4 protein-coding genes are annotated in these 14273 nt (G+C 63.4%); 1 reads left to right on the top strand and 3 read right to left on the bottom strand.

The genetic code is table 11. From position 1 onward, the window contains the following. Nucleotides 1–147 precede the first annotated feature (147 nt). Complete coding sequence (locus AC3WTO_RS00020; protein ID WP_492458640.1) at nucleotides 148–1035, bottom strand: LysR family transcriptional regulator; 888 nt, start codon at nucleotides 1033–1035, stop codon at nucleotides 148–150. Nucleotides 1036–1147: 112 nt separating this feature from the next. On the opposite strand from AC3WTO_RS00020, the gene AC3WTO_RS00015 reads away from it, so the two are divergent. Next, nucleotides 1148–1564, top strand: a complete 417-nt coding sequence (locus AC3WTO_RS00015) for a nuclear transport factor 2 family protein (RefSeq protein WP_492458639.1) — start codon at nucleotides 1148–1150, stop codon at nucleotides 1562–1564. Nucleotides 1565–1744: 180 nt separating this feature from the next. Here the strand turns inward: AC3WTO_RS00015 and AC3WTO_RS00010 are convergent, their stop codons facing one another. Together AC3WTO_RS00010 and AC3WTO_RS00005 are read right to left on the bottom strand one after the other, a co-directional pair. After that, complete coding sequence (locus AC3WTO_RS00010; RefSeq protein WP_492458638.1) at nucleotides 1745–2227, bottom strand: SRPBCC domain-containing protein; 483 nt, start codon at nucleotides 2225–2227, stop codon at nucleotides 1745–1747. Nucleotides 2228–2744: 517 nt separating this feature from the next. Then, nucleotides 2745–14273: filamentous hemagglutinin family protein (locus AC3WTO_RS00005; protein WP_492558399.1), on the bottom strand; the 11529-nt coding region annotated here is incomplete at its 5' end.

Genomic DNA, 14273 nt, shown 5'->3' with positions numbered 1-14273 from the left:
TGTTAGATAAGTTCGACCGCTCGTTGTTCAATAAGCAGATTCTGCAGGCATTGCACAAACGCAATCTCCGATCGGAGATCGGTGACGTTTGTCTCCACACGATGAAAGAAGCGAACGAGAGGCCGGCTTGTTGTCCGCTGCAACGCGCTACGAACCGGAGAACCGCAGTGCCTTCACAAGCGCCGCCAGTGCGGCCGGCTGATGCTGGCGGCTGGGATAGTACAGGAAGAAGCCCGGAATGGGCGGCGTCCAATCTTCCAGCACGCGGATGAGACGGCCCGCCGCGATATCGTCCGCGACCTGCTCCTCATAGCCGAGCCCGAGTCCGACGCCGGCAAGCGCTGCCTGGATCACCAGATGCGTGTCGTCGACCAGAAGCGGGCCATTCGCGCTTATCGACAGCGACTTTCCTCGCTTCTCGAACTCCCATCGATACGGCCCGCCCGCAAGCCGAAGGCCGATGCACCGATGGTCGGTGAGATCCTTCGGCGTCTGCGGAACCCGCCTCGCGGCGAAATAGAGCGGCGAGCCGACCACCGCCAGTCGCAATTCGGATGTGACCCGGACGGCGACCATGTCTTTCTGGATGTACTCGCCGAGCTGGATGCCTGCGTCGAACTCACCCGCGACGAGGTCGCTGGGGCCTGTCGCCGTGACGACGTCCAGCACGATGTCGGGATAGGCTTCCGCGAAGGCAGCGAGCCGCGGCAACAGCACCATCTCGGCCGCCGAACGGGACATCATGATGCGGAGACGCCCGGCAGGCTTGTGGCGATTGCTGCGCGCGCTGTCGAGCGCGCGATTGATCTGCTCGAGAGCCGGCGCCAGCTCTTGCAGGAGTGCCGCGCCGGCCGCTGTCGGCGCGACGCTCTTGGTCGTCCGGGCAAGCAACTGCACGTCGAGACGCTGCTCAAGCCTCCTAATCGTATGGCTCAGGGCGGATTGCGACACCCCCAGCCTTGCTGCGGCTCGTGTGAAGCTCCGCTCCGCGGCAACGATCGCCAATGTTGCAAGTTCGTCGAGCTGGCTGGTCATCGATCATGAATATGAGTCATAAAACCATGCAATGCAATGCGGATACACTCATGATCGACCTTGCCATAGGTTGAGGCAACGAGATGGCCGCCGCGATTTGTCCGGCAGGTTGATGCTCGGTGTGAACAGTCAATCGATAGGGAACGAAATGCCGGTTTTGCAGGATACGGACGTGTCAGCTCTGCGCGCGCTCGCGCAGATATATCTCGATGCCGCCTATGAGATGGATGCAGAAAAATTCGCCTTGATTTTCGACCCGTCGAGTTCCGTGACGAAGGTCGCCGATGACGGCAATGTGAGCGTGACGCCGATTGCGGCGTGGCTGGCTGCGGTGCGTAGCGCGCAAGCCCCGAAGCAGCAGGGCTTCGAGCGCGAGGACCAGATCCTGTCGATCGACGCTGAACGCGATCTCGCGCTCGTGAAATTGAAGCTGCGCGTTCCGCCGCGTTCCTTCACGGATCTGCTGTCGTGCCTGAAGGTGAACGGGAGCTGGAAAATCGCGCAGAAGGTGATGACATCGAACGCGTGAGCAATTTTTGGCAGAGCGGAGGAGGCGGTGATGGCACGCTCCTCCGCCACGACACCCATTACCGGCAACGGCAAAGCGCGACAGGCAACGTCGTGGAAGCCGGTCCTGAGGGATCTTCTGGATATCGATCGCATCGGCATCGGGAGGATCGCCAACTCTCCGCCGCATCAGCAATGCCATCTATCCTGGCCGATTTCTTTTCTGCTCTTGCTCCACGAACCGCTTCAGGATCGGGAGCGTCGTTCGCCAGTAGAAATCCACGTGTCTCCATCCAGAGTCCTCGCCGATCTCCCACCCTTTGCCGCGACGCACGGGGGAAGGCGGCACCTGTTGTTCGACCGTCAGGTCCGTGTCGACGCTGCAGGGATCGAGCATCATGGTGATGGTCGAATAGGATTGAGGAATTTCCGGCAGACCGGAAACGCTTGACCAATAGGTGTATTGGAGCATCGAGTGGGGCTGAACTTGCACGACTTGCCCTTTGTCGCGGTAGCGCTTTGTCCCGATGAAAGCTTCGATCTCTATTGCGTCGCCCACTCGCCAATCGGTTTTGAAGTCAGCGTTGCGCCAATTCGCGCCCGCATCGGGGCTTATGACGGCTGCCCATATCTGTCGAGGTTCGGCCGCAATGCGAATGGACTGAGTAACCGTGCGAAAGGGCATAAACTCGGTCCAAATGCTCGCTATTCGACGAAAATTTTCAAAGACGCAAACTAGGCTTTACCGGCGGAGGACGGCAAGGTGGGAACTATGGCCAACCCGCTACGCTTCGCGACCCCTGTCACGCGGACGTCGCGGCCAAACTCTACTCCGGATAGATAAAGCCGCCAGCGAGTTATGCGGGTGGCGGCACGGCCGAGGAATTCCATGTTACCGTCGTTGATGCTTCGCGTGTTCCTCCATGCGACGCCGAACTCAATTCACACCGTCGCGCGCTGCAGTTCGGTAGCGCATCAAGCGCGGCTGCAACAGCTTTGTCGAGTCCATCATAGAGGATCGGAGCTGAGGCTGCGCCGGCGCACGGAAGGGCGTGAGACTCGCGTTCTCAGACAACTTGTGGCCGCGTTTGACAAGCGCGGCGAGCGTAGCTCGCACTGTCGTCTTTGATGGTGCCGCAGCACAGGCGTCGGTGTGAGGTCGCGACGGCGCCGACAGACCAGACGATCTTCTGCGCCGCTGCTCAGGGCGAGCCCGGCGAGTCCTTCTGGCTGGCCAACGTAGTGCGCTCCTCCTGTGTCAACTGTGTCATCCCCTCGGCTGTGACAGCGCCGTCGCCAAGGACACGGACCATGCCGGTGGGCTCGTAATTGGTGTTACTGCTTTGTCTCTGACGGCTTCGCTTTTGTGGGTTGGCAGGCTGCACGTCTTTTCCCTCCCCGCCGCCGAAGCTGAGCACCTCGACGATGATGATCGACGGCTGCTCGTTGGCTCCGGATTGGGCCGGATTGGCCGCCGCCTTAGACGCCGCGCCGGCGGTGTTGGAAGCCTCCGTCTGGCCGCCGATATTGGGGGCCTGGATCGTCGGCACGCCGGTGACGCTGCCCTGCGCCGAGATGTTGGCGGCATTGACGACATGCAGCGCCGCGACGTTCACTCCAAGGCCGCGCACACCTGCCTCGCCGATGTCGATCGTGCCGAGCGGTGCGATCAGGTCGACATCGCCGCAGGCAATTCCGCCGATCGTACTGCAGGCGGAAATACCCGCGCCCGACGACGGGATGCCCGGAGAGACGGTGACATGGCCGTAGTTATCGTAGACCCGCCGCGGCGGGGCATAGACCACGGTCGTCTTGGCGCCACGCCCGGCATTGATGTCTCCCTCGGCCGACCAGGCGACGATGTTTCCGCCCATGGTCGTCATGATGCGCGACAAGCCGAGCAGGACCGAGCCCTGGGAGTACATGGCGATATCGCCCGCTCCCTGCGTGACGACGCCTGCGGTCGACGACGGGACCTGGCCTTCGACGCCGACCACGATCTGCCCGCCCGGCGCGATCATCTGAATGTCGCCACCAAACAGGGTTTTCACACCCGTGTCGCCGAACATTGTGATGTCGCCGGCGCGCACGATCCTGTTTCCGCCTGCATCCTTCTCGGGGAACAGCGCATTGATGGCGACACGGCCGCGCAGATAGGAGCCGTGCCGCGAACTCGATGCATCATTGTATTCGCGGCCGCTCTCGCGCAGTTCGGCAAAGTACACCATGCGCGAGAAGACGTATTGCTGCTCCGCGGCGAGCGCATCGAAATAGCCGCGACGCTCCTCATCGCTGGCTCCCGTAAAGCCATAGCGCTCCTTGAGCCAAGCGGCCAGTTCCTTGCCGTAGGTCTTGGCGACCTTGCCAGGCTGATCGGCGAGCGGCACGCCCGCCACTGCCAGGTTGGCCGGGTCGAGGTAAAGCGCGACGAGCTTCTTATAGTCAGGCTTGTTTGCCCCAACACCCGCCTGCATCAGGACGCTCACGCCGGGACGGCTGTCGCCCGGAACGACAGCGCCCAGCGATATGATCTGGCCCTTGTCCGCCTGGTAGATGTTGCGCCCCGCCGCGACGTGAAGCTGGCCGGGACCCGCGACCTGGAAACTGGCATGGATGATGTCGCGTCCCGCGGAGACCATGGAGATTTCGTCGATGTTGTCGTGCAGGAAGAACCCGCCGGCACTCACGATGTCGCGGCCAGCCCGCATCGAGACTGGCTTGGCCGCGTAGTAACGGGCCGGATAAAACCCCGCGGGAACGAACTGCCCCGTCGTCAAGCCGACGAGATCGCCTTTGATCGCATAGAAACGCAAGGGATCGCGGTCATTTCCACGCAGGTTTCCGATCCCGCCTTCGTTTGGCGATTTATAGGCAGTATCCTCAGCTTCATTTTTCCAGCCGGCATAAAAGTAAGGCTTTTGCGGGCTGGTCATACCATCCGGACCAGCCGCGCTTGGATGAATCCCGGCGCCATTGCCGTATATCGACTGTCCGGCAAGGAACTCAACCTGTGCCGTTTGAGATGGAACGAGAGATCCGCCGTCGTCGAGATAGATACTGCCCGTCGCCGCCACGACACGCATCCGCGCGGGAAGCAGCGAACTGGAGCCCTGATCGTTCGAGAAGGCATTTCCTGTCGCGGTTCTGCGCGCAAGGGGCGTCAGGTTGCCACCCGCGGAGAACAGGTCGAACCCAGTAGCGGACGTCCATAGGGAGAAGGCGGTGTAGCCACCGCCGTCATAGGACACCCCGTCCTTTGTATACGGCGTGTTCATGACCTGAGGTCCCAGCCCGGCATCAACTACGCCGCCGAGCACAAGGTCACCGCGCGCGGCTAAGCGGGTGGCTGCATCGCCCAGTACCAGCACCATGCCGCCGTTCGACACGCCCTTGTTGGCAGAGAAAGCATCCGGCGCGCGCGGATCCGTAGCGCCGGTTACACCATATGTGAGGTCGATACGGCCCATTGATCCGGCGCGAACGTCGACCGCGCCGCGCAGGTTGACGAGAGCACCGTTAAGATCGTTCTGAAGACCGGTGGTGCCGCTCGCATTCTCCCTTGGATGCAGCGGGTTGATCGCCCCACCCACATCGACGGAAATGTCGCCGCCGCCCGTGCGCATGATACTGCCGTCGGCCAGCACGCGGCCGGTCGAACCGACGGCGATATTCAAGCCCTGGCTGCTTCGGAAAGTCGAACCGCCACGCCCCGATTGGACGCCGGCATCGCCGCCGGCCCTGACCGCGACATTGCCGCCACCCAACGCGCCGAAGCCCGAGAACGCCGGCATCTGGGGAATGAAGTCACCCATATACGTGTAGTAGGGCGAAGCATAGGTGCCGAAGTTGATCCACCAGGCTGTCTTCTGTCCGCCCTCCTCGCTGCCCTGGCGCCACAGCCAGTTGCCGGCCAGACTGCTGAGATTTGAAGACGGAGGGTTGGTGCCGTTCTGGATGACGCCGACCAGATTGCCCTGCGCGGCAATGAGAAGATTGCCGCCGTGCTCGGGATACCAGGCTTGATAATTGTCGCCCGTGACCAGCGCTTCGTAGTCGGGCGAATAGCTGCCGAAATACGGACCGAGCACCGGACTGACGCCCGACCAGTCCGCGTCTGGGTCCCATTTCCCGCGTGGCAGGTTGTAGGGGTTGGCGCCGCTCTTATCGAGGATCGGCATGGACTGCGTGCCGGCGGTATAGATACCGTAGAGCGATATCTGGTTGTAGTTCCCTCCAGCCAGAAGGCTGAGATCACCGGTGCCAGTGCGGATCACACTGGTGATCATCGGGGCCAGATAGGTGCCGGATGTGATGTCGGGCATATAGTGCCGATCCGACAAAGTCATGTTTCCACGACCGCCCAGATCAGACTTGGTACGCAGCATGCGGCTATCGGCGGCGGCGAGATCACCCCCGGCGACAAGGCCGATATCCCAGGACAATGAGCCCGGCGCCAACATTGGCGCCACCACATAGCTCTTGCCCTGCTTGCCGTCCGGTCCCGTGGGCCGCAGATCGACCTCGGGCCCCGACGCAAACAGGACATTGCTGTTCGATGGTATGAAGGAGCCGGCCTTCAGCGTCAGATTGGTACTGAGATAAAGGATCATGGCCGCGAAGACATTAAGCGGCGTGCCCGCCGGCACGGTCATCGCCTGCACACCGAACGCCTCGCCGACCGATGTCGGAACCAGGTTGCCGGCGGCAAGGCGCGTACCTGCGGGCAGCGCGGTAGTGCTGTTGAGGATCGTTCCAGCATTCAAGACCGTGCCGTCGGGAAGGATGACGGGCGCCCGCAACACCGTTCCCACAGGCAGGTTGATCGCGGCGGCAATGGCGACATCCATCGGAAGGACAATGCCTGTCCTCACGGTCGTCGCGCGAATGGGAATGTCATAGTTGAGGCTGCGCTGCCCCCAGAGGGCGATACTCGTCGTCGCGCCGCTCGCGCTGCCCTTCAGCGTTACGGCCGTCGGCAGAACGGTGGGAGATGCGTAATCCTCCACTCCGCTCTTCAGGACCCAGCCATTGCCGTCCGGCGTGTCGACCGGCGCGAAGCCGTCATTGATGCTGCCGTAGATGTCGAGATTGCTGCCGGCGCGAATGACGAGGGAGCCCGGTTCGCCGGAACCGTAGATGCTGGTCCGCGCGAAGTGCGGATTGAGGCTGTCATAGCGATAACCCGACAGATCGAGATCGCCGCCGATCCGCAGGTCGCGATCGGCCGTGTCGCCAGCGATCTCCACACCCGGCCGCAGATGGAACGCATCCCGGTAGCTGCTCAATCCGCTCAGGCGCGACCGCAGCGACGCATTGCTCGAAGCAGCTGTGATGAAAGCCTCGCTGTCGGCGTGGATGTCATCGAGATAGTCCTGGGTGATGACCTGGCTGTAGCGGCCGTTGACGTCCGTTTCGGTGGCCAGCGGCGCGTCGGTGTAGCGGCGGAAGCCGTTGACGACGATGCTCCTGGCACCGCGAATGGCGAGCGGACCGACGGCATCGATGGCGATGTCATTGGCGCCGTCGATGCCCCTCGCGCCAGCCGGAGTGCCCGTGCCGCCGCGTCGCGAGGCATTGAGCGTCAGCGTACCCCGCGCGATACCGTCAGCCGCGCGCAGATCGATGGCCGCGCCCGGTTGCAACGCGATCGTACCCTGACTGCTGGTCAGTTCCACCGTCGCGCGGTTCGGCGCGTCGATCGCCTTGCCGTCGCTGTCGACGCGCAACACCGTGCCATGGGTGTCAAGCACGGCACTGGAGCCGAGCGTCACGCCGTCGCGCGCAGCGAGGCGGATGGCGCCGACGCGTTCGCCGCTGGCGTCGACATGGCCCGTTACTGTCAGGCGTCCGCCATCGATCGACAGATTGACCGTGTTGGCCTTCAAGTCATCGCCGACGACGAGGTCACCCTGTTTGATCTGGAACGAGCGTTCGCCGAACAGCCCACCAGCGCCGAGACGTTGATTGAGACCGGCGAAGTCCGTGATTGTCTGGCCGCGTGTGTCCACCCGGCCCGACGGATAATCCGTAAGCACGCCGGCCCCGACGTCGTACCGGCCGGACGCCGTCCCTCGGATCGAACCAGCAAGATCGATATGACCCGCGCTGCCGCCGAGCGCGATGACGGTCAGCTTGCCGGCCTGATTGTTCAGCGCCGACAGATCGATCACGGATCCCGTCGCTTGCGTCACATTGCCTTGATCGCTCTCGATCGAGACGTCACCGCCCCAACTATATTTGGTGACATCGAACATCTTGATCGCGCGGCCAGACATGTCGATGCGCGCATTGTCCGTGAGGGTGACGTCGCCGAAAGCCGACAGGCTGAGCTTGCCGCTCGGCAATACCACGGCACCGGCGACATTGATGGCCTTGCCCTTGAGATTGAGCGTCGCGCCCAGTGCGTCGCCGCTCGATTTCGAAAGCTCGCCCTGCGGCGCGGAGATGTTGAACATGCCGCCGACGGTTATGGAGGTCACGGAGCCGGCTCCGCCCGTCAGCAGCGGCGTGACCAGATTGAGATGGCCACCAGTGTAGCTGTAGCCCTTGCCAGCGACATAGGTGCCTTGTGTCTCGTAGACAGAGAGAGTGCCCTTGGCGTTGCCGCCGATGCGCTTCGCGGCATTGAGGTTGGCGGTACCGAAACCCAGAAGCAAACGATCGACCGTGACCTGGTTATCGGCACGCACGCGGTCGGCATAGCCGAGCTCGATTGAATCGGCGACGATATTCAACGTGCCCCGGCCGGTTCCCGCACCACCCGGAATGACGGCTCCTGGCGGTACGCTCGATGGCAGGCTGCCGGTTTCATAACTTCCGGAGCTGATGCCGGTCCAGACAAGGTTGCCAGTGGTCAGGCTCGCGACGTCGCCGGCATTGCCGTAGCCATAGATGGCGGGCGTGCTGAGCACCAGTTGCTTCAGGCTGGACTGCCCGGTCGCCGGATCGACGGTGCTGAGATTGACCGTTCCGTAGAAATTGACCGATTGACGCGCGGTCAGGACGAGGCTTTCGAGCTTGGGAATGCCCACGCCCCGGTTACCGGCAAGCAGACGCTCCAGAATGCTTTGATTGAACGACAGGCCGGGCGCCAGAACATTGCGGCTGGCGGCATCCGCAAGCGACGCTTCGCTGCCGATGTTGACGGTCGATACGCCAAGCACGAGATTTTTGGTGCCGTAGCGAACGGAATCGGCGAGGCTGATCGTCTGCTGCGAGGAAAACGCGATGGTGCCTTGCGAGTAGAGGCCCGTCTCGCCGCTACAGATCGACCCTGCGCACGTGCCGATCCTGACATTGCCGCCACCAAAGAGGCCGCCAGCGCCGCTTTGCGGCGGCAGGAACTCGAGCCATCCGTTCGACACAGCGACCACGCTTGCTGCTACAGGATCGAACAGGTAGCCCGCTGAAGAATCGTAGGGCGACGCCCCCTTTCCGATCGTGTCGATCGACGCTCCGGCTTCGACCACGATATCCGACTGGCGATATCCCGAAACGAGCAGAACGTCGGCCACGGATAGCACCGCGCCGCGGCGCACGACCAGTTCGCCGCCACGCGATTCGACGGAGATCACCGAGCCCGGATACGGGCCGCGACCGAAGTCACCGTTCCTTTGCCAAAGCGAGCCGCCGATCACGAGGCGGGACGCCCCGATATCATTGAGTTCACCCGCGCTGATCGAAACATAACCCGCCTGACGCGCTGAGCTGGGCGCCGTGATCTCGATCTTGCCGCCATCCGCTCGCGCGCGCACGGAAACCTGGCCGGCGAAACCGCCGTTGGCGCCCGCCTGCAACACCTTGCCGTCGAAGCGGAGCGCGCTGCCGGGGTTGGCATCGTCCAGATTGAAGAGGAAGCTGAGATTTCCTGCATCCGCCGCGGTCCACGGCCGCGCCCAACCGAGATCCCGCGCCCGCGCGATGCCGAATGCGGCATAGCTGGTCTCGTTGTAATTCGAATACGTACGCACCGCCGTGGCGGGCGTCAGGATGAGTTGTGCCGGCAGCCCGGATTGAATGGCCGTATTGGCAACACCCATGTGCCCGTTGGCAAGATAGGATCCGTTGCCGAGCTCCGCGGTGGTCGGCATCAATGAAGCATTGCTGCGGCCGACTTCGACGCGGAAAGCGCCAGGCAAGAGGGCGTAGGTGGAAGGCAGCAGCGTATAGGTGCCGGCGGCAAGCCCCGGGACACCTGCAGGGATGGTGATCTGCTGACCGATGGCCGGATTCGCGGCATCAAGTGTAGCCGGCGCGTAACTGCCTTTGAAGCTCGGGACAATGGCATAGACCGTGTTGCCCGACGCGCTGTAGGCCAAACTGGGGTTAGAGTCGGCCAGCGCATGGCGCAGCACGTCAACAGAGCCGCCACGTCCGCTGACGAAGCCGGCACCGAGAATGTCACCGCCGCCGGAGAGATCGAGTACTGCCCCGGCTTCGACCGCGATCCTCGCGCCACCGATGCTGATGCCTTTGGTCGCGCGTGTCTGGACATCGTCCGTAACCAGACCCGCAAAGGTCACGTCCTGGCCGTTGTACTTGTAGATGAGACCGTCGACCGTGCCACCGTAGGGCATCAGCACGCCGGCCATGGATATCGACGTGACGCTGCCTGGCAGCAGCGTCGTGATGTTGCCGGTACGCCCGATCTCGAGCGCGCCGCCGGGCGCGCGGATCACACCACCCTGATTGATGACCGGGGCATCGAGATAAAGCTTGCCGAATACCGACCAGGGCGCGTCGGGTGTTGCTCCCTCGGCCTTCCGGACAGTCAAGACCTTGCCGGCCTTGATTTCGGCCTTGACTTCCGTAGCCGGATAGATCTGCCCGGCGGTTATGGTCAGGTCCTTCGGCCCGGAGAACTCCGCGTCGCTGCCGCCGACCCTGTTCAGCGTTGTGTTCTTGAGGAACCGCAAATCGCCATGGCTCAAAAGATCGATCGTCGCAAAACCGCGACGGTCGACGACAATCGCAGACCCGCTGGCTTGCGCGATCGTGGCACTTGCGCCGAAGCCGACGTCGTCGCGAATGTCGACCATTTCCGCAGTCATCGAGAGAGAAGCGTTGTCGCTCTGTTTCGACAAGCCGTTCGATATCGTCATGACGGTTGGCATGATGTGAAAATCACGTGCGGCCCGCGTCGCGCCCGCCATACGCAGATAGGGCGCTGCAAGATCGACCCGGCTGTTTGCCGCAGAATTCTGCGACAGGCCGTATGCGCCGGCATAGAACCGCAGGCTTTGCCCCATGCGCAGCGACGTGTCGCCGTCGAAGCTCAACAGGCCGTTGACCAGAACCGACAGGTTGTCGAACCCGCCCGCCGCGATCTTGTCGACACCCAGTCGCGCCGAGCCGTAGGTCAGCGTCTGGTTGTTTTCGCCGGGCTGCAGCGCGACGTCCAGACGACTGCCGCCATGCGCCTGGGCAAGAATGAACTCGCGCGGTTTGCGGACCGCATTATCCACACCTCCCGAAAGCAGATAGTTCGGCGTTTCCAGGGCAAGTGCGAGCGTTCCGCCGGCCGCTCCCGTGCCGCCCGCCCGCGCGCGCAGGCTACCGTCGAGATAGAGACCGTTGTTCGATTTGAGGATGATCGAACCGCCATCGCTGGCGACTGTCGCACGATAGAGATCGCGGCCACTTCCCGGCAGGTCGAACACCGCGCTTGTGCCGGAGGCATCCAGCACAGCACCCGCACGGATCACGACAAAGGTATCTGCAGCAAAGGCTTCGCCTTTCTCCTCCCAGTCGAGCCCTCCACCGATGCTGATCGTGCCTCCCTTTGCGGCAACGCCATAACGACGCCCGCGAAAATCGACAGCGGTTGCGGCCCGTCCCGCGACATCGAGAACCGCATGCTCGCCGATCCATATCGAGCGTGCGCTTGCGGCGCCGTTTCCGAGATCGGCCCCGGCGCGGATGATATCGATCGTAACCTTGCCACCCCATGCGTTGAGCGTGCCGTCAACCGTGACCTGGCTTCCTTCCGCGCCGAGAACATTGATCGACTGCCCCGGGTCGACCGAGACGACGGATCCTGTGCCGATGCTGATCGGCCCGCCCAGCTTGTTGGAGTCGGATCTGAACGTCACGCCGGCACCGCGCCTCTGCGTCAGCTCCGCCTTCAGCGGATTTTCGAGAAACAGCGGCGGTGTCCACAGTTCGAAGCCGGCTGTTGGATCGCTGCCGCCCGGTATGGAATGGCTGTCCTTGGTGAAGCGGTAGACCGGCATTGCAACGTCAAGCTTTGCCCCCGGCACGACAACGAGCCCTTGATGTCCGTTGACCTCATAATTCGAGAAGCCGGTTTGCAGCAGCCCGGATGCGATGTTGAGCAGCGGCTTGACGGTGACGCTCTGCGACAGCCTCGATCCCGCAACGATCTGCGTGCCGGCTGCAAAGGTCGCATCGACAGGCGCGATGTTGCCGGCCGCGAGTGTGGCCGACGTGGGCACGATGGGAATACCGGCAGGAAACACATTCCCGGGGACCACGAAAGTCGTCGGGAAATCTCCTGCCCCGATAATGCCCGAGACCCTTGCTCCCGCCGGGAATGTCGGCAGCGCCCATGCAAGGACCTGGTGTTGGACACCGTCCACCACCAGCGTGTAGCTGAAAGTGGTTGGGGCCGGCGGCGTCCACTTGTCCGCAAGCACGACCGGTGCGCTGCCTGAGAACATCGGCGCTCCGCCAAGCACTTCGCCCGGCAGCGCAAACGTCTTCATGTAGCGATAGTCAGCGGGCAGGATCTCGCCGGCGCGCACGACAAACGTTTCCGTCGCCGTCAGATTGGCCGGCGCCTTCTCTCCGGCGCCAAGCATACCATTGTTTTCGAGGGCCTTGCCGCCGATGACGACGGCCCGGCCGGATTCGATGGTGAGCTTGCCGCCACCGTTGACGCCGTAGGCACGGATTGTGCCGTCGAGGACCAGCGCCCCGCTGGTGCTTGCGGTTCCGAGCGAAGAATTGTCGGCTATCAGGGTGACGTTGCCGCCCTTGCCGCCCATTGTCCTGGCATTTGGAAGAATGGCTCCGCCGGAGGTCGCATCGATGGTGCTGCCCGCGGCAATGGTCACGTTCTGCGTGGAGCCGAAGGTGACGTTGCCGCCATTGAGGAGGGCCTGGCCTGGCAGCTCGTTCGGATTGATCAGCGCGTTGATCCAACGTCCGCGCACATCGATGGTGGCGCCGCTGTGCAGCGTCAGTTGCGCAAGACCGCCCGTGGTCAGAATGATGGGGCTGGAGGATGCAACATCCGGCTTCAGAATATTGCTGACGCTGACGCTGCCCGAACGCGCCGTGAGACCGGCCTTGAAGTCGACGATAGGCGCGACGAGGTTGAGGGAGCCGCCATCGGCGAGCGTGAGGTCGCGCTCGATGCTGATCTTGCCGCGCGTGGCAAGGTCGAGCCCGCCGAGCTTCTGCGCGTTGAGATGTCCGGCATCGAACCACAAGGTGCCGTTGCGCGTGGATGGCAGTGCAGCACTCGTGTCGAGACCCTTCGTGATGCCGGCGATGTCGCCGATGATGATCGCGGAGTTGTGCGCGTCGAGCCGCCCCTGCGCCCCATAGCTGCCGACGAGGAGCTGACCCGCCCTGGCCACCTGCGTCTGCCCGAGCTTGTAGCCGTCCGAGGTGCCGTCCGGGCGTGCCTGCCGCTGGCGCGTGCCCGTGACGACATCGGCGAGAATGTTGCCCTCGAACACCGCCGTCGGTGTCGACAGGATCACCTGGCCGGCGTCGCGGCCAATCGTGTAGCCCGCCTCCCAGCTCACATGCTCGCGGCCCTTCCCGAACGGACCCGTCCACACCTCGGTGAAGCCCCAGCGTGCATGCTCGCGCACATGGCCCTGGCCGAGCCCGTAGAACGTCATGTCGGCGCGCGCATTGTCGATGTTGTAGAGACGCCCGTCGCGGCCCAGGAAGTTCGTCGTGCGGATCGCCCCGCTTTCATATTTGAGCGAACCGCCGGAGATGTCGAACACCGAGCCGGCCTGCGCCACCACCTCCGCCGCCGCCAGCGTGATCGTGCCGCCGACCGTCGACCATTCGCCGATCGAATGGGCGGTGTTGGTGAGATAGCCGCCGACCTCGAGCAGGCCACCGCGCGTGTAATAGCGGTCCGCGTCATAGCCACCGGTGCCGGCCGGCACATAGATCAGGTCGCGGATGTCGACCCACACATCCTTGTTCTTCAGATCGTTCTTGTCGCGGTTGGCCGGGCTGTCACGCAGCTCGTTGCCCTGGATGTTGACCTTCAGATTGTTGGTCGCCATCGCCAGCACGACATCGCGCACGCCCGACACGTCGATCGTGGCGCCGCCCTCGGTGACGATGCGTCCCCCCGCCGATACCGCCGTCTGCCCGCCCTGGGCAATGGTCAGCGAGCCGGCGGCCCCGCCCTTGAAGACCACATTGCCGCCGCTGACGATCTCGATGCGCGACTGGTCGAGCCGGTCGGCAAGCAGCGACAGGTTGTCGAAGGCGCCGCTGGCCGACTGGCTGCGCTGGGCGTTGGCGCCGGCCGATGCCTTGATCAGCGCGTCACGCTGCGAGTTGAGCGCCGTCTCCTTGCTCTCCAGCTCGGGGATGATGGTGGTGAGGCTGCCGGCGCCGAGCGTGACGCTGCCGGCCTTGTCGGTCGCGGAATTGAGCAGATGGATGGTGCCGCGGGTGTTGACCGAGGTCGAGGCAACCAGGATGCCGTTCTGCTCGACGGTGCGGCCGGCCAG

The sequence above is a fragment of the Mesorhizobium sp. EU05-FHT14A09 genome (genome assembly GCF_058790995.1).
This window is presented reverse-complemented; position numbering and strand designations above follow the sequence as displayed.